The sequence below is a fragment of the Streptomyces sp. R28 genome (assembly GCF_041052385.1).
Taxonomy (GTDB): domain Bacteria; phylum Actinomycetota; class Actinomycetes; order Streptomycetales; family Streptomycetaceae; genus Streptomyces.
On record NZ_CP163439.1, the window covers coordinates 4753598 to 4776813 of the forward strand.

Sequence of the window (23216 nt, forward strand, 5' to 3'; positions counted from 1 at the left end):
CGGACTCGCCCCAAGCCCACTCCACCCCCACATCAGCAGATCCATGCCCACAGCGGCAGGTCCACGCCCACAACCAGGAGATCCACGCCACAGGCCCCGCCCGCTCCTTCCACAGCCGTGATCGATCCGCAACCAATTCCGGTCTTGACCGAGACCCATCAACCGGCAGCGTGATTACGCTCCCGAACATGGCCGACTCCACAGCGTCCCCGACCCCCACCGACCGCCCCGTCTACGTCATCGGCGGCGGCCCCGGCGGACTCTCCGTCGCGTACGCGCTGCGCGCCCAGGGACTGCGCGCCGTGGTGCTGGAGAGGTCGGACCGGGTCGGCGCCTCCTGGCGGCGCCACTACGACCGGCTCCATCTGCACACCACCCGCCGGCTGTCGGCGCTGCCCGGGCTGCCGATGCCGCGCCGCTTCGGGCGCTGGGTGTCCCGGGACGACGTGGTGCGCTACCTGGAGAAGTACGCCGAGCACCACGACCTGGAGATCGTCACCGGCGTCGAGGTCTCCCGCGTCGAGCCCTCACCCGACGGCTCCGGCTGGCTGCTGCACGCCACCGGCGGCCGTGAACTGACCGGCGCCGCGGTCGTGGTGGCCACCGGCCACAACCACACCCCGCACATCCCGCGGTGGCCCGGACGGGACGCGTACGGCGGCGAGTTCCTGCACGCCGGCGAGTACCGCAACCCGGCGCCCTACGCCGGCCGCGACGTCCTGGTCGTCGGTGTCGGCAACACCGGTGCCGAGATCGCCGTGGACCTGGTGGAGGGCGGGGCGGCTCGGGTGCGGCTGGCGGTGCGGACGGTTCCGCACATCGTGCGCCGCTCGACCGCCGGGTGGGCCGCTCAGTTCACCAGCATCCTCGTACGACGGCTGCCGGTCGGGCTCGTCGACCGGCTCGCGAGGCCCGTGGCGAAGCTCAGCGTGCCGGACCTGTCGGCCCAGGGACTGCCACGCCCCGACACCGGCCTGTACAGCCGGGTCGAGGAGGGCGCGATCCCGGTTCTCGACGTCGGCCTCATCGACGCCGTACGCAAGGGCCGGGTCGAGATCGTGGCCGCCGTCGACGGTTTCGAGGAGGGGAAAGTCATCCTCGCCGACGGCAACCGGGTCTCGCCCGACGCCGTCATCGCGGCCACCGGTTACGTCCGTGGGCTCGAAGGCCTCGTCGGCCACCTGGACGTGCTCGACGCCCGCGGCAAGCCGGTCGTCCAGGGCGCCCGTGCCCCGAAGCACGCGCAAGGCCTCTACTTCCAGGGCTTCACCAACCCGATCAGCGGCAACCTCCGCGAGATGGCGATCGACGCGGCGAAGATCGCGAAGGCCATCACCCGCGACGGCAGCCGACGGGTCTCCCGACTGCCGGCCTGACCTCCGCCCAGGCCCCCTCCACCCAGGCCCCCTCCGCCCAGGCCCTCTCCGTCGTAGACACCCTCAACTCTCCTACGTAGATCCGTTGTTACTTGTGGGTCAGAAGTTGCGCGAGAGCTGTACCGCGCCACCGCACGGAGCCAGAATGTGAGCCCTGTTCAACTTTCCGGCTCACCCCCTCTCGCTACGACGGAGGACGCACGTGGCACGCGAAAGACAGCTCCCCCCGCTCCCCTCACTCCCCCGGATCTCCCGGCGCTCGCTGCTCGGCGGCGCGGCCGCCGCAGCCGGCGCCGCGACCCTCACCACGACCACCGCCGGCCCGGCCTCGGCGGCCACACGCGCGGTGGACGTCGCCATCGTCGGCGCCGGTCTGGCCGGCCTCACCGCGGCCCGCGACCTGGTGGCGGCCGGCAAGTCGGTCGTCGTCCTGGAGGCCCGCAACCGCGTGGGCGGCCGGGTGATGGGCCTCGACCTCGCGGGCGGTGGAACCACCGAGGGCGGCGGCGAGTTCATCGGCCCCACCCAGGACCGCATCAAGGCGCTCGCCGACTCACTCGGCGTGCAGACCTTCGCCACCTACAACACCGGCGACAACCTCCTCCACAAAGATGGCAAGAAGACCCCCTACGCCACCGACGGCATCCTCGGCTCGGTCCCGCCCATCGACGCGGCCGGGCTCGCCAACGCCGCGATCGTGCAGGCCACGCTCGACGACCTGGCCAAGCAGATCCCGGTCGCCGCGCCCTGGACCGCCGCGAAGGCCGACGAGTGGGACCGGCAGACCTTCGAGACCTGGCTGCGCGCCAACGCCGTCGTCCCGTCCGCCAAGTTCCTCTTCGACGTGGCCTGCACGTCGATCTTCTCGGCCGAACCCCGTGAACTCTCCTTCCTGTTCGTCCTCTTCTACATCGCCGCCGCCGGCAACGCCTCCCACCCAGGCACCCTGGAACGCCTCACCGAGACCGCGAACGGCGCCCAGGAACTGCGCTTCGTCGGCGGCTCCCAGCTGGTGCCGATCAAACTCGCCGCCACGCTCGGCGACCGGGTGGTGCTCAACGCCCCGGTGCGCACGATCGCCCGGTCCGGCGGCATCTACCTCGTGACCGCCGACGGCATCACCGTCACGGCCAAGCGGGTCGTCGTCGCCGTACCCCCGCCGATCGCCGCCCGCATCTCCTACGACCCCCTCCTCCCGGCCGCCCGCGACCAGCTCATGCAGCGCCTGCCGATGGCCTCGGTCGGCAAGGCGATCGCGATCTACGACACCCCCTTCTGGCGCGCCGACGGCCTCAACGGCCAGGTCGTCAGCGACACCGGCGTGGTCAGCTCCACCTTCGACAACTCCCCGCCCGACGCCTCCTACGGCGCCCTGATGGGCTTCATCGAGGCCGACGAGGCCCGCAAGCTGGACGCCGCGAGCGAGGCGGAGGTCCGGGCGGCCGTGCTGAAGGACTACGTCACGTACTTCGGCGAGAAAGCGGCCTCCCCCACCTCCTTCGTCCTGCAACGCTGGAACAACGAGGCCTACACCCGCGGCGGCCCCGTCTCCATCGCCGCGCCCGGCGTCCTGACCCAGTACGGTCCCGCCCTGCGCGAGCCCGTCGGCGGCATCCACTGGGCCGGGACGGAGACCTCCACCTACTGGATGGGCTTCATGGACGGGGCGGTGCGGTCGGGGGAGCGGGTGGCGAAGGAGGTACTGGAGGCGCTCTGAGCGGCGCGCCGCACGGTGACGCCGCGCAGGTTCCGGCGCCGGCTCGCCCAACTTTGCGTGCACAACCATTCCTGACGGAGCGTCAGTTCCTCTAATCTGACATTGCGTCAGTTAATCGCTGTCACACAGGAGCGGGCGGACCGATGCTTGGATCAACCCACGGCACCCTCACCACCGACTCCCGCCGGGCCCGGGTCATCGCCTGCGGCGAACAGCCCGGGCCCGCCGTCCACGGCCGGCCGGCCGAGGTCGACGATCTCGATGTCAGCGGCCGTCCGCTCTACTCCGACGTGCCCGATCTGGACCGCTTCTTCCGGCCGGCGTCGGTCGCGGTGATCGGCGCCTCGGACGCCGAGGGCCGGCCGAACACCGGTGTCACCCGCCAGCTGGTCGCCTGGTCCGAGCGGGTCGGCGCCCGGCTCCATCCCGTGCACCCGAACCGTCCGTCCGTCTTCGGCATCCCGTGCTCTCCCTCCGTCGCCGACCTGCCCGAGCAGGTCGATCTCGCCGTACTGCTGGTCGCCGACCCCCTTCCGGTGATCGAGGAACTGGCCGAGGCCAAGGTGAAGTTCGCCGTCGTCTTCGCCTCCGGGTTCGCGGAGACCGGCGAGGAGGGCGCCGCCTCACAGGACCGGCTCACCGCCGCCGTCGAGCGGTCCGGGATGCGGCTGCTGGGCCCCAACACCAACCTCAACGCCTTCGAACGGTTCCGCGACGACCTGGACGGCCCCTCGATCGCCCTGATCACCCAGTCCGGCCACCAGGGCCGCCCCGTCTTCGCCCTCCAGGAACTCGGCATCCGCCTGACCCACTGGGCGCCCACGGGCAACGAGGCCGACCTGGAGACCGCCGACTTCATCTCCTACTTCGCCGAGCGGCCCGAGGTCGGAGCCATCGCCTGCTACGTCGAGGGCCTCAAGGACGGCCGGTCCTTCCTGCTCGCCGCCGACCGGGCCGCCCGCCGCAAGGTGCCGGTCGTCGCCGTCAAGGTGGGCCGCACCGAGACCGGTGCCCGCACGGCCGCCTCACACACCGGCAAGCTGACCGGCGCGGACGCGGTGGTGGACGCGGCGATGCGGCAGTACGGGGTGATCCGGGTCGACGGCCTGGACGAACTCCAGGACACCGCCGCCCTGTTGGCCCGAGCGCGGCCGCCCCGGGCCGAGGGCGTCGTCGTCTATTCGATCTCGGGCGGCACGGGCGCGCACTTCGCCGACCTGGCGAGCGAGGCGGGCCTCACGCTGCCGGTGCTGTCGCAGGCCAAGCAGGCCGAGCTGCACCAGTGGATACCCGAGTACCTGAGCGTGGTCAACCCGGTCGACAACGGCGGCCATCCCGTCGGCGACCGGCGCGGCCGGAAGATCATCGACGCGATCCTCGACGACCCCGACGTCGGGGTGCTGATCTGCCCGGTCACCGGCCCCTTCCCGCCGCTCAGCGACCGGCTCGTCCAGGACCTGGTGGACGCGGCCGAACGGACGGCCAAGCTGGTGTGCGTGGTGTGGGGGTCGCCGGTCGGCACCGAGCCGGCGTACCGCGAGGTGCTGCTCGGCTCCTCGCGCGTGGCCACCTTCCGCACAGTGGCGAACTGCATCACCGCCGTCCGCGCTTACCTCGACCACCATCGCTTCGTCGCCGGCTACCGCTCCCCGTTCGACGAGGCCCCGCGCACGCTCTCGCCCTCCTTCCGCAAGGCGCGGGCGCTGATGCGCCCGGGCCAGCAGCTGAGCGAGCACGCGGCGAAGCAGTTGCTGCGGGCGTACGGAATCCGTGTCCCGCGCGAGCAGTTGGTGACCAGCGCGGCGGCCGCCGTACGGGCCGCGGGGCTGGTGGGCTACCCCGTGGTGATGAAGGCGTCCGGCGCGCGGATCGCCCACAAGACCGAGCTCGGCCTGGTCAAGATCGGGCTGACTTCCGCCAGTCAAGTACGCGATGCCTACCGTGAGTTGACGGACATCGCCCGCTACGAGGACGTCTCCCTGGACGGCGTCCTGGTCTGCCAGATGGTCGAGCGGGGCGTCGAGATGGTGGTGGGCGCCACCCACGACGAGCTGTTCGGCCCGACGGTGACGGTCGGACTCGGCGGGGTGCTCGTGGAGGTCCTGGGCGACACCGCCGTACGCGTGCCGCCCTTCGGTGAGGAGCAGGCGCGGGACATGTGCGCGGAACTGCGCGGGCGGGCCCTGCTCCACGGGGTCAGGGGGCGCCCCCCGGCCGACCTGGACGCGCTCGTGGAAGTCGTCCTGCGGGTGCAGCGCATGGCCCTGGAACTTCAGGACGACCTCGCGGAGCTGGACATCAACCCGCTGATGGTGCTGCCGCAGGGGCAGGGGGCAGTGGCGCTGGACGCCTTGGCCATCTGCCGGCCGGCCCCTGAACAGCCGTCGTAAGAAGCGGAGTACCCCCATGAATTCCTCCCCCGAAAAATCCGCCGAAACGTACACCGAAACCTGCGTCGAAAAGCCCGTCGCAAAGTCCGTCGAGCCGGAGATCGAGCCGTCGATTTCCGCTGATTCATTGGTACAGCACGCCACTGACAATCAGGTCTGCCGCATCACCCTCAACCGCCCCGAGGCACTCAACGCCATCACCCCTGACCAGCGCGAACGCATCATCCAACTGCTCGCCGACGCCTCCGCCGATCCCGGCGTACGGGCCGTCGTACTGACCGGTACGGGCCGTGGTTTCTGCGCGGGCGCGGACCTGCGAGGGACGACGGCCGGCGCGGAGCGCGTCGCCGGCGATGTCGCCCGCACGATCCGCCTCGGCGCCCAGCGCCTGATCGCAGCTGTCCTCGACTGCGAGAAGCCGGTGATCGCGGCGGTGAACGGCACGGCGGCCGGACTCGGCGCGCACCTCGCCTTCGCCTGCGACCTCGTACTGGCCGCCGAATCGGCGAAGTTCATCGAGGTGTTCGTCCGGCGCGGCCTCGTCCCCGACGGCGGCGGCGCCTATCTCCTCCCCCGCCTGATCGGCCCCCAGCGGGCGAAGGAGCTGATGTTCTTCGGCGACGCGCTCACCGCGGCGGACGCCGAGCGCCTCGGCCTGGTCAACCGGGTCGTCGCCGACGGGGAGTTGGACAAGACGGCCCGCGAGTGGGCCGAACGCCTCGCCACCGGCCCGACCCGTGCCCTCGCGCTCACCAAGCAGCTCGTCAACGCCTCCCTCGACACCGACCGCACCACCGCCTTCGCGGCGGAGGCGGCCGCGCAGGAGATCAACATGACGACGCGGGACGCGCGGGAGGGGGTGGCGAGCTTCGTGGAGCGCAGGAGTGCCGAGTACAAGGGCCGGTGACGCTCAGGAGGTCCGCTTCAGGATCCGCAGGTCAGCCGCGTCCGGGTCGCCGAACAGGACGAAGAGCTCGGGCTCGTGCTCCGTGCCGCCGATCGTCCAGTACGTGTCCCGCCCACATCCGCCGTCGAGTCGTACGAGTACGGCGTCGCGACCGCCCTGCTCACCGGGCGACCAGCTGCCGGTTCCGTCACACATGTCGATCGGGTCCGGGTACCAGTCGCCGGACTCGGACTGGGTGGGCAGTTTGCTCACCTGAGCCCCGCCGCCCGAGTGCAACCGGAGCACGGCCCCGTCCTCGCCGCGCCAGACTCCGGCAAGTCGCTCGGCGGGCAGTTTCGGGGGCTCGTACTCCTCGATCAGCCCCATGACCGTGGCCGGTACGGCGACCACGATCACCAGCATGAACAGCGCGGCGGAGAGCAGCGCCGAGCGGAGCCAGACACTCCACGCCCTCCACACCTGGCCCGTTTCCCGCGCGCGCCCGCGTCCGTAGGCGAGACCGAGTACGGGCAGCACGCCCAGGGCCGCCGCAGCCGCGGCCGTGTGGATGAACGGCCGGCCCCAGAGCACTGCGGTCAGCGCCGCCCAGACCGCACCGACCGCCGTCGCGCACAGCAGGTGCCAGGCCCACCGGGGCCCGCGAAGGCGGTTGGCCGCCAGGCGGGCGAGAGCGCCGGCCGGTCCGATGTGCGCAGCGGCATGGAGGAGGCCGAGCACCGGCAGGATCAGCGGCGCGAAGAGGAACAGGCAGACCAAGCCGAAGGCCCCGCCGTAGCCGATCCCGTAGTCGTCACTGCCGGTGACCTCGACCACCCACCACAGCAGCCACGCCGCCGGCAACTGCGCGGCGGCGAGCGCGGCGGCCGCGTTCAGCTCGGCGAACGCGGTGGTCGAGCCGTCGGGTCTGTGTGCCTGCTGTATCTCTCCGCGCCCCATGGGCGCAGCGTACGCAGGGGTTTTCCGAGGCCCGCACACCCCTTCCAATCTGACACACCGTCAGCTTCAATGGTCGGTGTGATGGGACACGCAGGGATGGCGGCCGCCGCCGTCCGCTACCTCAGGTCGGTCAAGGCAGCCCCCGAACGGGAGCCCGTCGAAGTGCTGCCGCGCCCCGAGCTGCGATGCGTCGGCGACGACGAGCGGGCACCGGTCGGACAGGCCGAGTTCCGGCGGGTGCTGGGGAACTTCGCGACGGGGGTGGCCGTTGTCACGGCACCGGCCACCACCGACGCCCCGCAGGCCCCCACCTCCAACTCCACCCCCAGCCTCAGCCCCACCCCCGCTCCCACCCCCGCCGGCTTCGCCTGCCAGTCCTTCTCCTCCCTCTCCCTCGACCCGCCCCTGATCGCCTTCATGGTCGGCCGTACGTCGACGACGTGGCCGCGCATCGCCCGCGCGGGCGTGTTCTGCGTGAACGTCCTGAGCGCGGGTCAGGGCGAGTTGTGCCGCGCCTTCGCGGTGAGCGGCGCGGACAAGTTCGCGGGGGTCGGGTACGACGCGGCCCCGGTTTCCGGCTCCCCCCGCCTCGCGGGCACGCTCGCGTGGATCGACTGCACGATCCACGCGGTGCACACGGGGGGCGACCACCTGATCGTGGTGGGCCGCGTGGAGGCCCTGGGCGCGAGCGACGGGGACGAGGCGCCGCTGCTGTTCCACAAGGGGCGCTTCCTCTAGGCAGCCATCCCCACAGGAACCGTCCGCCGCCGGATCACCAGCGCCATCAGCGCCGCCGCAGCGCACAGTGCCCCCGACGCGTACCAGACCATGTCGTACGCCCCGAAGACGTCCCGCACGACCCCGCCGAGGAAGGCCACCAACGCGGCGCCGACCTGGTGGGAGGCGAGGACCCAGCCGAAGACGATCGCGCTGTCGTCGCCGTACTGCTCCCGGCACAGGGCGACGGTGGGTGGGACGGTGGCGACCCAGTCGAGGCCGTAGAAGACGATGAAGAAGAGCATCGGCGGGTGGACCGACGGGGCGAGCAGCATCGGCAGGAACAGCAGCGAGACGCCGCGCAGGGCGTAGTAGACCGCGAGCAGGCGGCGCGGCTCGAAGCGGTCGGTGAGCCAGCCGGAGGCGATCGTGCCGACCACGTCGAACACGCCGATGACCGCGAGCAGCGAGGCGGCGGCCGGGACGGTCATGCCGTGGTCGTGTGCGGCGGGCACGAAGTGGGTCTGGATGAGGCCGTTGGTGGAGGCGCCGCAGATCGCGAAGGTGCCGGCCAGCAGCCAGAAGGGGCCGGTGCGGGCCGCCGAGAAGAGCACCGTCACCGCCCGGCGCGCGGCGCCCGGCACGGGGGCCGGCTTGGGCACGAACTCCTTCGCGCCGTACGGCTTCAGGTCCACGTCGGCCGGGTGGTCGCGCAGCAGCAGCCAGACGAAGGGGACGACCGCGAGGGCCGCGAGGGCGACCGTGACGGCGGCCGGGCGCCAGTTGCCCGCCTGGACCATCAAGGACAGCACGGGCAGGAAGATCAGCTGGCCGGAGGCCGAGGCGGCGGTCAGGATGCCGGTGACCAGGCCGCGCCGCTCGGTGAACCAGCGGTTGGTGACCGTCGCCGCGAAGGCCAGCGCCATCGAACCGGAGCCGAGGCCCACCAGCAGGCCCCAGCACAGCAGCAGCTGCCAGGCCGCCGTCATCCACACCGTCAGGCCCGACCCGAGCGCGATCATGCTGAGCGCGACCGCGACCACGCGCCGGATGCCGAAGCGGTCCATCAGGGCGGCGGCGAAGGGGGCGGTGAGCCCGTACAGCGCGAGGTTGATCGAGACGGCGGCGCTGATGGTGCCGCGCGACCAGCCGAACTCCCGGTGCAGCGGGTCGATGAGCAGCCCCGGCACGGAGCGGAAGGCGGCGGCGCCGATGATCGTCACGAAGGCTACGGCGGCGACGAACCACGCCCGATGGATGCGGGAGCCCTTGACCGGCCGGATGTCCTCTGCGGTGGCTGCTGCCTGGGTTGTCTGGGTCACGACATAGAGCTTCGGGTCTGGGATGGGCCCGAAACGAGTGGCCCGAAGGACAGCATTCGTTAGGATCGGGCCATGATTACGAGGGCCATGCATACGAGGACCGAGGAGACGGAGACCGAGGCCGCGGAGGTCGAGGACCGCGGCTTCCGCCCGCACCGCATCGTCGTCCTGGCCCTCGACGGCGCCCTCCCCTTCGAACTGGGCATCCCGCACCGCATCTTCGGCCGCCCCAAGAACGCTCGCGGGCGGCATCTGTACGAGGTCGTCACCTGTTCGATCCGGCCCCCCGGCCCCGTGCAGACCGACGCCGACTTCGCCATCCAGGTCGAACACGGCCCAGACGCCCTCGCCACCGCCGACACCGTGATCGTCCCGGCGTCGTACGAGCTCGGCCCGGTCTTCGAGGAGGGCGTCCTCACCGCCGAACTGGCCGCCGCGCTCGCCCACATCCGCCCCGGCACCCGGCTCGCCTCGATCTGCACCGGCGTGTACGTCCTGGCCGCCGCCGGCCTCCTCGACGGACGCCCGGCCACCACCCACTGGGCGGACGCCGAGCGCTTCCAACGGCTGTTCCCGAGGGTCGAGGTCGACGCGGACGTCCTGTTCATCGACGACGGCGACGTACTGACCTCGGCCGGGGTCGCGGCCGGGATCGACCTGTGCCTGCACATGGTCCGCCGCGACCACGGCACGGCGATCGCCAACGAGGTGGCCCGCCGCACGGTCGTACCGCCCCACCGGGACGGCGGCCAGGCCCAGTACATCCACCGCCCGGTCCCCGACCCCCAGCAGGCGTCCACGACCGCGGCCCGCGCCTGGGCCCTGGGCCGGCTCCACGAACCGATCCAGCTGCGCGACATGGCCGAGCAGGAGGCCATGTCCGTACGGACCTTCACGCGCCGTTTCCGCGAGGAGGTCGGCGTCAGCCCCGGCCAGTGGCTCACCCAGCAGCGTGTCGAACGCGCCCGGCACCTGCTGGAGTCCACCGACCTGTCCGTCGACCAGGTGGCCCGGGACGCCGGCTTCGGCACCGCCCAGTCGATGCGGCAGCACCTACAGGCGGCGCTAGGTGTCACCCCCACCAGCTATCGGCGCACCTTCCGCGCAGGCGCCGCGCACGACGTCGACACCCAGGACCTCAGCGGTATTTGAGCGGGCCCTGCGGACCTCGCCCCACCAGCCGAGCGCCGTCAGCAGCAGGGTCAGCACCACACCGGCGACCATGGCCGTGGACGGCGCGACCACCTGGAGCAGGCCGCCGGCGAGGGAGCCCGTCGCCGCGTAGCCCGCGCCCGCGGCCGCGTACATCACGGAGTACCCGGCGGCCAGGGCGCCCGGCGGCAGGGCCTCGCGCAGCGACAGGTTGCGGGTGATCAGCGCTCCCGACTGCAGTGTGCCCGCCAGGACGAGGGCGACCGCGATCCCGGCCGCCCCCGGTATCAGTGCGGCGAGGGCCACAAAGGCCGACATGCCACACATCAGCACCACACTGCGCGCGCGGAGCCGCCCCGGCCACGACCGCAGGCCGTACACGAACGCCCCGAGCCCCGCCCCCGTCGCCATGCCCGCCAACATCGGGCCGGACCAGCCCACGCCGATGCCGCGCTGCTCGAGCAGGGCGGGCAGGGTGAGTTCGGCGAGGCCGAGCAGGGTGAGACTGGCCGCGCCCGTGACGTACACCGGCCACGCGCGTATCAGCACGCGGCGTTTCGGCCGGCCGGCCTCGCCCTCCTCTTCCCCCTTGCCCCAGCCGGCGGGCAGCAGCCAGTGGCCCGCGATCGACGACGCCATCAGGGCGGCCGCGAGGAGCAGCGGCAGCCGGGGCGCCACCCCCAGGGCGAGACCGGCGACCGCGACCGGGGAGACGGCCCACACGCCCGACATCAGCATCGACTCGGCGGACAGCGCCTGCGCCACGGCACGCTCCGGGACCAGCGAGGTCAGCAGCGCCCGCTGGCCGCCGGCGGCCGCGGCCGGTGCCGCACCGGCCAGGAACGCGAACGCGCCCAGCACGAGGGGGTGCGCCCCGGCCAGCACCCCGAGCCCCGTGAAACCCACCGCCCCGCCCGCGAGCCCGAGGGCCAGATGACACCGGCCGCGAGCCGGGTCCAGCCGCATCCCGAGGACCGGGGCGGCGATGATCTCGCCGAGCACGTAGGCCGCCGCGAGCGTCGCCCCCAGGGTGTAACCGCCGGGCCGCTCCCGCACCAGGAACACCAGGGCCAACGGCGCCATGGCGACCGGCATACGAGCGGCGACGGCGGTGCAGGCCCAGATCAGGACCTGCTTGGAGGCGACGTCTCGATAGGTCATGGAGACGACGGTAGGCGCAGCCACCGACAGCACGGCAGCGCGTTTCCGGGCCTGTGGAAAACGGCGCGCAGGGGCCTCGCAAGCCGAGGGGGACCTCAGAACGTGAGCACCGCGCGAGCCACCTTCCCCGCCTCCGCATCCGCCGCCGCCCGCTCGAACTCCTCGACCGGATACGTCTGCGTCACCAGCTCGTCCAGCAGCAGCCGCCCGCTCCGGTACAACTCGGCGTACAGCGCGATGTCCCGCTGCGGCCTCGACGACCCGTACCGGCACCCCAGGATCGACTTGTCCAGGTACATGGAGGACACGGCGAAGGAGGCCTCGGCACCGGCCGGCGGAACGCCCAGCAGAATCGCCTGTCCATGCCGGTCGAGCAGATCGACGGCCGCCCGGATCAGCTCCACGCGCCCCACGCACTCGAAGGCATGGTCCGCTCCCGCGGGCAGCAGCTCGCGCACCCCCTTCACCGACGTCAGGAAGTCGGTCGCCCCGAACTGCCGCGCCACCGCCTCCTTCGCCGGATTCGCGTCCACGGCGACGATCCGCAGCGCACCCGCGATCCGGGCCCCCTGAATGACATTGAGACCGATACCCCCGGCACCGATCACGACCACGCTGTCCCCGCGGTCCACCTTCGCCCGGTTGAGCACGGCGCCCACTCCGGTCAGCACCCCGCACCCGATGAGCGCGGCCGAGGGCAGGGGGATGTCCTCGGGGACACGAACCACCTGCACGGCCTTCACCACGGTCCGTTCCGCGAACGCGGAGTTGGACGCGAACTGGAATACGGGCCGCCCGCTTCGGGCGAAGGGCTGCCCAGGCCGCCCGATGGCCTGCCGGCACATGGTCGGCCGCCCCCGGTCGCACTCGGCGCACGTACCGCAGTTGGCGAGCGTGGACAGGGCCACATGATCTCCCGGCACGACATGGGTGACCCCCACACCCACGGCTTCCACCACCCCCGCACCTTCATGGCCCAGCACCACAGGAACCGGAAAAGGTATGGTCCCGTCCACCACGGACAGATCGCTGTGGCACAACCCCGCGGCCGAGATCGCGACCAGCACCTCACCCGGCCCCGGGTCCCGCACCTCAAGGTCGTACGCGACCTCGACCCGCTTTCCGTCGAACACCACGCCGCGCATCACGCGACCCCCTTGGGTTCCCTCGGCAGCCCGAGCACCCGCTCGGCGATGATCGTGCGCTGAACCTGGTCCGAGCCGCCGTAGATGGTGTCGGCCCGGGAGAACAGGAACAGCTGCTGCGCCTCGTCGAGTTCGTACGGCGCCGAAGGCGACCACTCCCCGGGCCCGACCGCCGCCACCGCCCCCCGCACCTGCATCGCCAGCTCCCCGAGCCGCTGATGCCAGCCGCCCCAGAGCAACTTGGCCACACTGGGCGCCCCCGCGTCCCCGGCCCTCCCGAGCGTGCGCAACGCGTTCCAGCGCATCACCCGCAGCTCGGCCCACTGCCGCACCAGCCGCTCCCGCACGACGGGATCCCCGACCGCACCCGACTCGACGGCCGCCCGTACCACCCGCCCCAACTCGGCGGCGAACCCGACCTGCTGGGCCAGCGTCGAAACGCCCCGCTCGAACCCGAGCAGGCTCATCGCGACGCGCCAGCCACCGCCCTCTTCCCCCACGACGTGCTCCACACGCGCGCGTGCCCCGTCGAAGAACACTTCATTGAAGTCACTGGTCCCCGTCAGCTGCCGGATGGGCCGCACCTCGACGCGCCCCGGCTGATCCATGGGCACGAGCAGGAAAGTCAGCCCGCGATGACGGCTCGACTCCGGGTCGGTACGGGCAAGGACGAAACACCAGTCGGCCTCATGGGCCAGCGACGTCCAGATCTTCTGCCCGGTGACGCGGTACGACCCGTCCGAACCGAGCTCGGCCCTGGTCCGAACCCCCGCGAGATCCGACCCCGCACCGGGTTCGCTGTACCCCTGGCACCACAGCTCCTCCCCGGCCGCGATCGCCGGCAGGAACCGCGCCTTCTGCTCCGCGCTGCCGTGCGCGATGAGGGTGGGCGCCAGAAGGTTCTCGCCGATATGCCCAGAGCGGGCAGGCGCGGCCGAACGGGCGTACTCCTCGGCCCAGACGACCTGCTGAGTGAGAGTCGCGGTCCGATTGCCGTACCCGCCCTCACCCCAACCGAGCCCGATCCAACCGGCTTTTCCAAGCACCTTTTCCCAAGTCCGCCGATCCTGAGCGTCCTTGGCGCGCTCGCCGAGCCACGCCCGCGCTTCCACACGAAACGCCTCGTCCTCCGCCGCAAACCCGAAGTCCATGGGGTCTCCTCTTGATCACCGGCCAGGAACAGCGCCCCTGAAAGGGGCGCGGGGAACTGCGCGACCAGCCACAGACAACCTGCAGCCGCCGACCAAACCCCACCCCCGAGCTCTCAGGCGTTGGGCCGCGAACCCTCAGCGGCAGCTCGCCGCATCGCCTCCACCCGCTCCAGCATCGGCATCGGATCCACCCCCACCGACCCCGGCAGCACCTCCGCGATCCGCTCCGGCGTCCAGGAACCCTGGGCATACGCGGAGCGCAGCTCCCGCGGCTGGGCCCACACCGCGATCTTCGGCCCCGCGACCGTGTACACCTGCCCCGTGACCCCGTACTCCCGAGCAGGATCCGACAACAGGTAGACCACCAACGCGGCGACGTCCTCCGGCTCCCCCATCTCCGCCAACTCCGTGGGAACCCCGGCCGACATCCGCGTACGAGCCACCGGCGCCACCGCGTTGGCGGTCACCCCGTACCGGTGCAGGCCCAGCGCGGCGCTCCGTACCAGCGAGATGACCCCGCCCTTCGCCGCGCTGTAGTTCGCCTGCGAGACCGACCCCTGGTGATTGCCGCTGGTGAACCCGATCAAGGTCCCCGCCCCTTGCTTGCGCATCACCGCCGACGCGGCCCGGAACACCGTGAAGGTCCCCTTCAGATGCGTGGCGACGACCGGGTCCCACTCCTCCTCGGTCATGTTGAACAGCATCCGCTCGCGCAGGATCCCGGCGACACACACGACCCCGTCGATCCGCCCGTAGGCCGACACGGCGGCGTCCACGACCCGCTGCCCACCCGCCATCGTGGACACGTCGTCGGCCACCGCGACCGCTTCGCCGCCCGCCGCCTCGATCTCCTTGACCACGCCTTCGGCGACCTCACTCGTGGGCGAGACCCCGTCCACGGACACGCCGTAGTCGTTGACGACCACCCGCGCCCCCTCGGCCGCGGCCGCCAGGGCCACCGCCCGCCCGATCCCCCGCCCGGCGCCCGTCACGGCGACGACCTTGCCTGCCAAGAAGTTCCCCACGCCCCGGCCCCTTCCCGCAGTTTCTGACGGTCCGTTAGATTCGATTTGATTCTACGACCCGTCAGATACGCGGAGACAAGCCCCGGGGAGGACTCATGTCACTGCCGGACGCGTTCCATGAGATCGCCAAGCGCGTGAACAACTGGGGCCGTTGGGGGGCGGACGACGAGATCGGCACTCTCAACCTGATCACCGACGAGGTGGTCCGCGAGGCCGCCACCTGCGTCCGCACCGGACGCCGCGTCCCCCTCGCGCTCCCCCTGCAACAGGACGGCATACAGACCGGCATGATCCCCGGCCGCGTCAACCCGCTGCACGCCATGGTGCAGATCAACCAGGAGATCTTCGGCCCGGGAACCGTCGCCTGCAGCGACCACGCCGTGACGATGGGACTGCAGGCCGCGACCCACTGGGACGCGCTCACCCATGTCTCCCACTCGGGCCGGCTCTACAACGGCCGCCCCGCATCCACCATCACCCCGCACGGCGGCGCCGAGTTCAGCGGCATCGACAAGGCGCGGCACATCGTCTCGCGGGGTGTACTGCTGGACGTGGCACGCGCGCGTGGCGTCACGCGGCTCGACGGCGGGCACGCGGTCACACCGGAGGACCTGGAGGCGGCCGAGGAACTCGCGGGCACACGGGTGCGGGCCGGCGACATCGTGCTCGTACGGACGGGACAGATCCAGGTCTGCCTCGCGGGCGACAAGCACGGGTACGGCTACCCCTCGCCCGGTCTGTCGATCCGTACACCGGAGTGGTTCCACGCACGCGATGTGGCGGCCGTCGCGAACGACACCCTCACATTTGAGATCTTTCCGCCCGAGATCGAGAATCTGTGGCTGCCCGTGCACGCGCTCGACCTGGTGGACATGGGGATGCTCCAGGGTCAGAACTGGAATCTCGAAGAGTTGTCCACAGCCTGTGGAGAAGCGGGCCGCTACGCGTTCCTGCTGTCGGCGATGCCCGAGCCCTTCGTCGGGGGTACGGGAACTCCCGTGGCACCCGTGGCGGTGCTCTGACTAGGTCGGCTGGCGGCGCGGCAGCGATCGCCCCGAGCACGGCACCGCGCGCCGCCATCCGACTCCGGCGCACCCGCCCCATCTCTCCGGGCCCGGAGAGAACCGACGCCGAATCACGATCCACGCTCGGCGAGGGCCTCCGTCACCGAAACCCTCGTCGTCCCCTCGCGGCGAATCGCTGAACACAAGCGTGATCAACCGGACACGCGGCGTCAACACCCACTCGGGGATTTGTCACTTACGACCCCATTTGTGGAAGGCGCGCACAGAAGCATGCCCGGGCGCACCGACGCTCGCCCGCACAGGGGCGACAGCGCTTTCTGCAACCGTGCACCGGACCCGGCGTAATTGGCGCGCCGTGCGCCCGTCACACCGCTTCGTACGCGAGCCCCTCGTACGCCGACGCCCCGCCCCCGTAGGCGGAAGCGGACCCCTGCGACTCCGCCTCGCGGTCCAGTTCGCACCAGATCCGCTTGCCGGCACCCTCACAACTCCAGCCCCACCGGTCCGCGAGGCCGTCGACGAGCGCGAGGCCCCGGCCGCCGGTCGCGTCGCCGTCGGCACACCGGGGCACGGGCGCGCGGTCGCTGCGGTCGGCGACCTCCAGGCGCACGGGGGCGGACTCCTCGGCCGCGCCCGGCAGGGACAGTCGCAGCACGGCCGGACAACCGGTGTGCACCACCGCGTTGGTGACCAGTTCGGAGACGAGCAGGATCAGCGTCTCGGCGAGCGGTTCGTCGACCTCTATCCCGGACCCGGCAAGCCGCGAGCGGGCCCACCGCCGGGCTCGCCCCACCTCAGCGGGGTCGGGCCGGATCTCCAGCTGCACTTGAAGCACCTGCACCGCTCACACCATCCGAACCGGCGGACACTCAGCCCCGCGCCTCACGAGGGCCACGATCCTAGCCATTCTTTTCATGGCCAGAACAATGGCCAAAGCCAGGGTCACGGAACGTGAATCCCTTAGCTGACAGCATGGTTGACGTACAGTCACCCCAACAAGCGCTTCGGGCATATTCCAGCGCGAAGGAGTACCCCTGCGGCATACTGTGCGACGCTTGTTGCGGGGAGTCGAACAGGCGGGGACAGAGAGCCCTCCCGCCCTGCGAGCACTGGCGCGCACCGCCGGATCCGGCGCCGCCTCAAGGGCAACTCCGGCATGGCTCGTGCTCGGAACCACTCGCATCTCACACAAGGTACCGGAGCGGGCAGTCGACTCCAGGCCGTGACGAGTCACGCGTAGGACACAACCCGATATCAACGCTCCGTAATTCCGGTATGCCACAATCCGCGACACCCGTGCGGACACCGTCGGCGATGCCGCAGACCAGGCCGTCTTAGATCGGCTGTGCGAGAAGTTCGGCGGCCATCCTCTCCTCACTCTCCGTAGCATCGCCCGCACGGTGAGTCCGCACCCAGGCGCGCTTCAGATGCAGGTGGACCTCGAACTCCCAGGTGAATCCCATGCCGCCGTGCACCTGAAGACAGTCGCGGGCACCCCGCACGGCGGCCTCGTCGGCGAGCAGCCGGGCGGTGTCGATGTCCGCCGCATCGGCGGTGACGGCCGCGGCGTAGACGGCGGCGCGGGCGGTCTCCGTGCGCACCAGCATCTCCGCGCACAGGTGTTTCACCGCCTGGAAGCCTCCGATCGGCTGCCCGAACTGCTCACGGCCCCGGGCGTGTTGCACGGCCAGCTCGCACGCGCGCGCGGCGCTGCCGAGCTGCTCGGCGGCGGTCAGGAGTACGGCGACGGGGTCCACGCCGCGGGCCACGGGAACTTGGTGCAGGGGCGTCAGCGGATCCACCGACCGCAGCGGTACGGCCCCCGCCGCGTCCCCCCGTACGACGTCCGCCTCCGCGAGCCACTCCACCAGCCCGCACGCGCCGACGTCCGCCACGACCGCCTCCCCGGTGGCCGCGCCCGGCACCTCCCCCGCCGCGAGATGCGTGGCCACCAAGGGCCCGGGCAGCAGCGTCCGCCCCGCCTCCTCGAAGGCCAACACCGCCTCGGGCAGCCCGAGTCCGACCCCGCCCCGCGCCTCCGGCAGCCGTAGCGCGAAGAAGCCGGCCGCGCCGAGCTCCCGCCACAGCGCCCGGTCCAGGCGGCCGGGCTCCTCGACGGCGGCCCGCAGCGCCGCGCGGCCGAAGCGCCGTGCCAGCAGCTCCCGCACGCCGTCCCGCAACGCCCGCTGGTCCTCGGTTAGTTGGAAACGCATCCGTCACCGCCCCTTCGGCAGTCCGAGGATCCGCTCGGCCACGATGTTCCGCTGGATCTGCGAGGTGCCGGCCGCGATGGTGTACGACAGGGAGGACAGCCGGTCGAGCACCCACGGCCGGTCCAGGTCCAGCGCCTGGGGCCCCAGTACGTCGGCGGCGGCGTCGTAGAGCTCCTGACGGGCGTGCGAATACCTCAGTTTGAAAACCGAACCCCCGACGCCCGGCACCCCGCCCGGCACCCCGCCCGTCCTCCCCCGGCCTCGGCTTCGCCCGACCGGGGGGACCCCCATCGCCTCGCTCACATTCCACTGCGTCAGCCGCCACAGCGCCCGGAACTCGGCGTTCAGCCGCCCCAGCCGCCGCCGCAGCACCGGATCGTCCCAGCGCCCGTTCTTGTGCGCCTCACCGGCGAGTTCGCGCAGCACCCGACGGCACGCGACGACCTCGCCGACGAAGGCCGTGCCACGCTCGAAGGACAGGGTCACCATCGTCACGCGCCAGCCGTCGTTCTCGTCCCCGACCCGGTTGGCGACCGGCACCCGCACCTCGTCGAGGAACACCTCGGCGAACTCGGCCGACCCGGCCAGGGTCTTCAGCGGCCGTACGGTGATGCCCGGCGCGTCCATGGGCATGGCCAGCCAGCTGATCCCGCGGTGCTTGGGCGCCTCGGGGTCGGTGCGCACCAACAGCTCGCACCAGTCGGCCACTTCGGCATGGGAGGTCCAGATCTTGGACCCGCTCACCACATAGTCGTCGCCGTCCCTGCGCGCGCGCGTGCGCAGCGCCGCGAGGTCGGATCCGGCGTCCGGTTCGCTGAAGCCCTGGCACCAGACCTCCTCGCCGCGCAGGATCGGCGGCAACCAGCGCGCCCGCTGCTCGGCGGTTCCCTCGGCGGCGATGGTCGGCCCCGCGTGCAGCAGCCCGACGAACCCCGCACCCACATAGGGCGCGCCCGCCTTCTCGGTCTCCTCCAGGAAGATCAGCCGCACGGCCGGGGACGCGTCCCAGTGGACATCGGCGTAGCCGGCGTCGTAAAGCCTGCGCTGCCAGCCGAGGTCGTAGGCGCGCCGCCCCGGCCAGTCGTCCGGGGAGGGCTTCGGCGGGAGCGTGGGCAGCACTTGGCCCAGCCACTCCCGCAGCCGCGTCCGGAACTCCTCCTCTTCCGGTGTGTGGGCGAGGTCCATGTGCGGCCACTCCATATCTGATGGTCTGTCAGATACCGCTCTGCGGGAAGGCTAAGCCCCACACCCCTGGACCGACAAGGCGGCGAGCCCTACGCTCTGCCCACTATCTGACTGACCGTCAGCTAACGCAGGGGGCCGTCATGAACGACACCGCTCACGCCCTGAGTTCCTCGCGCACCCTCTGGGACCTGGTCGCCCAGCGCGCCGACCGCACCCCCGACCGTCCCGTCCTCCTCCAGGACGAGCGCTCCCTGTCCTTCGGTGACCTACGCGCGCGTGCCGAGCGCGTGGCGGCCGGCCTGTACGACATGGGCATACGCCCCGGCACGGTCGTCGCCTGGCAGCTGCCCACCCGCATCGAGACGGCCGTGCTGTCCTGCGCGCTGGCCCGCCTGGGCGCCGTACAGTCGCCGGTCATCCCGTTCTACCGGGACCGTGAAGTCGGCTTCGCGCTGCGGGAGTCGAAGGCGGAGTTCTTCGCGGTGCCGGGCCGGTGGCGGGGCTTCGACCACACGGAGATGGCGCGGAGGCTGGGGGCGAAGGGGGTCTTCGAGGCGTACGACGGCCTGCCCGACGGCGATCCTTCGGTGCTGCCCCCGCCGCCCGCCGAGGGCACCTCGGTGCGCTGGATCTACTGGACCTCGGGGACGACGTCCGACCCCAAGGGCGTACTGCACACCGACCGCTCCCTGATCGCGGGCGGCTCCTGCCTGGCGCACGCGCTGCGTCCGACCGCCGACGACGTGGGCTCGATCGCCTTCCCGTACGCGCACATAGGCGGCCCGGACTACATGGTGATGCTGCTGTTGTACGGCTTCCCGGCGGTGCTGTTCGAGCAGTTCGCGCTGCCGGACGCGCTGGCGGCGTACCGCGGGCACGGCGTGACGATCGCCGGTGGGTCGACGGCCTTCTACTCGATGTTCCTGGCCGAGCAGCGCAAGGAGCCGGGGGGCGGGAAGGTCGTCCCCTCGCTGCGGCTGCTGGCGGGCGGTGGGGCGCCGAAGCCACCGGAGCTGTATCACGCCGTGGTCCGCGAGATGGGGGTGCAGCTCACGCACGGATACGGCATGACCGAGGTGCCGATGATCACGATGGGGGCGCCGGACGACACGGCGGAGAACCTGGCGACGACGGAGGGGCGGCCGCCGCGGGAGATGGAGATACGGATCGTGCGGGGGGAGGTGCGGCTGCGCGGGGAGGCGGTGTGCCGGGGTTATCTGGATCCGGCGCAGACGGCGGCGGCCTTCGACGAGGAGGGGTTCCTGCGGACCGGGGACCTCGGGTATCTGACGGACAGCGGGCATCTGGTGCTGACCGGCCGGCTGAAGGACGTGATCATCCGCAAGGGCGAGAACGTCTCGGCGAAGGAGATCGAGGACCTGCTGCACCGGCATCCGGCGGTCGGGGACGTGGCCGTGATCGGGCTGCCGGACGCGGAGCGCGGGGAACGGGTCTGCGCGGTGGTGGAACAGCCGGCCGGCGCGCGGAAGCCGACCCTGGAGGAGCTGACGTCGTATCTGCGAGGGGAAGGGCTGTCGACGCACAAGCTGCCGGAGCAGCTGGAGGTGGTGGACGCCCTTCCGCGCAACGACACCCTGCGGAAGGTGCTCAAGTACCAGCTCAGGGAGCGCTTCTCGGGGGCGTAGGGACCAGCGGTGCTCGTCTCATTCGGGCACGGTGAAGTAGCGGGCGAACGCGGTCACGATCTCGCCCTCGGCCACCTTGCCGTCGCTGTCCGCGTCGAGCATGGCGGCGGCGGCCTTGGCGACCTCCTGCTGCACGCCGAGGCAGCCGAGCACGCGCACGGTGTCGGCGACGGTGGCGGATCCGTCGCCGTCGGGGTCGGCCACGGCGAGGGCGGCGTGCAGGAAGGGGCGGGCGATCTCGGCGAACCTGTCCGGGTTGTCACGCAACCGCTTGACCGCACCGTTCACGAACTCCTCGCGGGTGATGCGCTGGTCTCCGTCCCGGTCCGCGATCCCGGCCATGCCCTGCCAGAACGCCTCCGCGCCGATGTACAGGGACTGGCCCTTGTCGGACCGGGCAGTGGTGCCGAACTCCGCGAGCAGCGCCTTGGCCGCCGCACTGAAGTCCGCGCGGTCGATGTAGCCGTTGCCGTCCTGGTCGAAGAGGGCGAACCGGGCGGCAATCCTGCGCTCGTAATCGCTGCTGACCATGTCTTATCGGGCCGCCTTACGTCACATGGGGGGCATCTCGCACGGAGCGTACGACGCCGGGGGCCGTCCGGGCGCGGGAAAGCGGCGGTTGTGCCAAGACCGGGGGAATTTCGGGACAACGGTGTGGCACTTCGAGTGGGGTGTCACCGCGGCCCGGGTCGGGGCCGGTCAGGCCGACAGCGGCCGGGCGTCGTCCGCGACCGCCGCCGCGACGTCCGGGTAGACCTCGAAGAGTCGCCGTACGCCCAGCGCCCCCAGGACCCGGTTGACGTGCGACCCGTCCGCCGCGCCCTGCGCCGGGAGTATCAGCCGCAGGCTGCCCTGGCAGGAGCGGATGAGACGGCGGGCGGCGATGAGGACGCCCACGCCGCTGGAGTCGCAGAACATGACATCGGAGAGGTCGAGGACGAGGCTGTGGCGCCCCTCGGCCACCACGTCATGGATGTGCTGACGCATCACCGGCGAGGTCACCAGATCCAGCTCGCCGGACACCTGGAGCACAGCCCAGTCGCCTTGTTCGCCACCGATCACTTTCAACGTCACCACCACGCCCCTCGCCGGCCGAAACGGAAGCGACACCTACGCTTCCTTGCAGCGCGGCTGCCCAGCGGCTGTTCCCTGAAACACCTTCGAGAAAACGGTCACCGATCGGAAGAGGCTTGTTTCAATCGCATTCGATCCTGTTCGATCGGTTCCGATCGCACGGCAGCCGGGTAACCGAGCGACTGCAAGGCCGACCAGACAGGACCGGCAGAACAGACAGGACAGGCAGGCCGGACAGAACAAGGTCCACTACCACCCACTGCTCGTTGAGGGGCGCACAATGCGACAAAGGGGCGTGCGCTGTCAGACGTGCCGACTACATTCGGGGAGAAGGTGGACGCACGCTGGACAGGGACGCACCGGTGAGGGGGGTCGCATGGCGAAGAAGGACGCACCGCCCCGCTGGGACCGCAAGATGCAGCAGCGGCTCGCCCGCGGCGAGGCGGCCGCCCTCGGCGAGCTCTACGACCGGTTCGCCTCCCTCGTGCACGGCCTCGCCCACACCGTGCTGGGCGACGAGCGCGCCGCCGACCGCGTCACCCGCGACGTCTTCGCTCACGTCTGGGAGCACCCGGACGCCTACGACCCCAAGCAGGGCCCGCTGCGCTCCTGGGTCGCCACGCTGACCCACCGCCTCGCCGTGCAGCGGCTGCGCGACACCGAGACCGCCGCCCTCGTCCGGGCCGGCCAGGGCTGCACCGAGGAGCTGGAGCGCAAGGTGCGCCACGCCTCGGTCGCCGCCCGCGCCGACTACATCGTCCAGGCCATGCCCGCCCCGCTGCGCGCCGCCCTGGAGCTGGCCTACTTCCAGCGCCGTGACTACCGCCAGACCGCCGCCGACCTCGGCGTCACCGAGGACGAGGCCCGCCGCCGCCTCCGCCTGGGCCTGCAACTGCTGTCCACGGCCCACGACGCGGGAGCCGCGCCCGGGGCACCGCCGGGCTACGGGGGTGCGGTGTGAACGAGGCGGAGCGGTTCCCCGACAAGGACCATGACCAGAACGAGCACGACCAGAACGAACGCGACCAGTACAAGCACGACCAGAACAAGGAGGGGCACGGCTCCAAAGACGCC

Annotated in this window: 20 protein-coding genes; 9 read left to right on the plus strand and 11 right to left on the minus strand. The window is 71.6% G+C overall.

Annotated elements, in window-relative coordinates; all coding sequences use genetic code 11:
• Positions 1-188: 188 nt before the first annotated feature.
• From AB5J49_RS20940 to AB5J49_RS20955, 4 genes are all read left to right on the plus strand, one after another.
• Positions 189-1376 (plus strand): flavin-containing monooxygenase, encoded by a 1188-nt coding sequence (locus AB5J49_RS20940; RefSeq protein WP_369170146.1) that lies wholly within the window; start codon positions 189-191, stop codon positions 1374-1376.
• A 202-nt stretch (positions 1377-1578) separates the two neighbouring features.
• The gene (locus AB5J49_RS20945; RefSeq protein ID WP_369170147.1) at positions 1579-3093 is read left to right on the plus strand and encodes a flavin monoamine oxidase family protein; all 1515 of its coding nucleotides are present in this window, start codon (positions 1579-1581) and stop codon (positions 3091-3093) included.
• A gap of 143 nt (positions 3094-3236) precedes the next feature.
• The gene (locus tag AB5J49_RS20950; protein ID WP_369170148.1) at positions 3237-5483 is read left to right on the plus strand and encodes an acetate--CoA ligase family protein; all 2247 of its coding nucleotides are present in this window, start codon (positions 3237-3239) and stop codon (positions 5481-5483) included.
• Between the two features lie 112 nt (positions 5484-5595).
• On the plus strand, positions 5596-6390 hold the full coding sequence (locus AB5J49_RS20955; RefSeq protein WP_369175206.1) for an enoyl-CoA hydratase/isomerase family protein: 795 nt from the start codon (positions 5596-5598) through the stop codon (positions 6388-6390).
• Between the two features lie 3 nt (positions 6391-6393).
• On the opposite strand, the gene AB5J49_RS20960 is transcribed toward AB5J49_RS20955, so the two are convergent.
• Positions 6394-7326 (minus strand): hypothetical protein, encoded by a 933-nt coding sequence (locus AB5J49_RS20960; protein ID WP_369170149.1) that lies wholly within the window; start codon positions 7324-7326, stop codon positions 6394-6396.
• 81 nt (positions 7327-7407) lie between these two features.
• On the opposite strand from AB5J49_RS20960, the gene AB5J49_RS20965 reads away from it, so the two are divergent.
• A complete protein-coding gene (locus AB5J49_RS20965) occupies positions 7408-8064 on the plus strand; it encodes a flavin reductase family protein (RefSeq protein ID WP_369170150.1) in 657 nt (218 codons plus the stop codon).
• Here the strand turns inward: AB5J49_RS20965 and AB5J49_RS20970 are convergent.
• Entirely contained in the window at positions 8061-9365 is a 1305-nt protein-coding gene (locus AB5J49_RS20970) for an MFS transporter (protein ID WP_369170151.1), read from the minus strand. The two genes, AB5J49_RS20965 and AB5J49_RS20970, sit on opposite strands and share 4 nt — an antisense overlap.
• 87 nt (positions 9366-9452) lie before the next feature.
• Between AB5J49_RS20970 and AB5J49_RS20975 the strand changes: the two genes are divergently transcribed.
• Positions 9453-10517, plus strand: coding sequence for a GlxA family transcriptional regulator (locus tag AB5J49_RS20975; RefSeq protein ID WP_369170152.1), 1065 nt, complete (start codon positions 9453-9455; stop codon positions 10515-10517).
• Here the strand turns inward: AB5J49_RS20975 and AB5J49_RS20980 are convergent.
• From AB5J49_RS20980 to AB5J49_RS20995, 4 genes are all read right to left on the minus strand, one after another.
• Positions 10431-11678 carry an MFS transporter gene (locus AB5J49_RS20980; RefSeq protein ID WP_369170153.1) on the minus strand — a complete coding sequence of 416 codons (1248 nt, stop codon included), beginning with the start codon at positions 11676-11678 and terminating at the stop codon, positions 10431-10433. The two genes, AB5J49_RS20975 and AB5J49_RS20980, sit on opposite strands and share 87 nt — an antisense overlap.
• A 95-nt stretch (positions 11679-11773) precedes the next feature.
• A complete protein-coding gene (locus AB5J49_RS20985; RefSeq protein ID WP_369170154.1) occupies positions 11774-12823 on the minus strand; it encodes an alcohol dehydrogenase catalytic domain-containing protein in 1050 nt (349 codons plus the stop codon).
• Positions 12823-13974, minus strand: a complete 1152-nt coding sequence (locus AB5J49_RS20990) for an acyl-CoA dehydrogenase family protein (protein WP_369170155.1) — start codon at positions 13972-13974, stop codon at positions 12823-12825. The genes AB5J49_RS20985 and AB5J49_RS20990 overlap by 1 nt, the downstream gene beginning before the upstream one ends.
• A gap of 113 nt (positions 13975-14087) precedes the next feature.
• Positions 14088-14999: an SDR family oxidoreductase gene (locus AB5J49_RS20995; RefSeq protein ID WP_369170156.1), complete on the minus strand. Its 912-nt coding sequence runs from the start codon at positions 14997-14999 to the stop codon at positions 14088-14090.
• Between the two features lie 95 nt (positions 15000-15094).
• Between AB5J49_RS20995 and AB5J49_RS21000 the strand changes: the two genes are divergently transcribed.
• Complete coding sequence (locus tag AB5J49_RS21000) at positions 15095-16021, plus strand: cyclase family protein (RefSeq protein WP_369170157.1); 927 nt, start codon at positions 15095-15097, stop codon at positions 16019-16021.
• Positions 16022-16388: 367 nt separating this feature from the next.
• On the opposite strand, the gene AB5J49_RS21005 is transcribed toward AB5J49_RS21000, so the two are convergent.
• The 3 genes from AB5J49_RS21005 to AB5J49_RS21015 form a co-directional block, all read right to left on the minus strand.
• Positions 16389-16865, minus strand: a complete 477-nt coding sequence (locus tag AB5J49_RS21005; protein WP_369170158.1) for an ATP-binding protein — start codon at positions 16863-16865, stop codon at positions 16389-16391.
• A gap of 493 nt (positions 16866-17358) precedes the next feature.
• Entirely contained in the window at positions 17359-18237 is an 879-nt protein-coding gene (locus tag AB5J49_RS21010; RefSeq protein WP_369170159.1) for an acyl-CoA dehydrogenase family protein, read from the minus strand.
• A gap of 3 nt (positions 18238-18240) precedes the next feature.
• On the minus strand, positions 18241-19422 hold the full coding sequence (locus AB5J49_RS21015; RefSeq protein ID WP_369170160.1) for an acyl-CoA dehydrogenase family protein: 1182 nt from the start codon (positions 19420-19422) through the stop codon (positions 18241-18243).
• Between the two features lie 140 nt (positions 19423-19562).
• Between AB5J49_RS21015 and AB5J49_RS21020 the strand changes: the two genes are divergently transcribed.
• Positions 19563-21068: a class I adenylate-forming enzyme family protein gene (locus tag AB5J49_RS21020; RefSeq protein ID WP_369170161.1), complete on the plus strand. Its 1506-nt coding sequence runs from the start codon at positions 19563-19565 to the stop codon at positions 21066-21068.
• A gap of 18 nt (positions 21069-21086) precedes the next feature.
• Here the strand turns inward: AB5J49_RS21020 and AB5J49_RS21025 are convergent, their stop codons facing one another.
• Positions 21087-21599, minus strand: coding sequence for an EF-hand domain-containing protein (locus tag AB5J49_RS21025; RefSeq protein ID WP_369170162.1), 513 nt, complete (start codon positions 21597-21599; stop codon positions 21087-21089).
• Positions 21600-21767: 168 nt separating this feature from the next.
• Complete coding sequence (locus AB5J49_RS21030; RefSeq protein WP_369175207.1) at positions 21768-22148, minus strand: STAS domain-containing protein; 381 nt, start codon at positions 22146-22148, stop codon at positions 21768-21770.
• Positions 22149-22518: 370 nt separating this feature from the next.
• Between AB5J49_RS21030 and AB5J49_RS21035 the strand changes: the two genes are divergently transcribed.
• Entirely contained in the window at positions 22519-23103 is a 585-nt protein-coding gene (locus tag AB5J49_RS21035) for a sigma-70 family RNA polymerase sigma factor (RefSeq protein ID WP_369170163.1), read from the plus strand.
• Positions 23104-23216 lie beyond the last annotated feature (113 nt).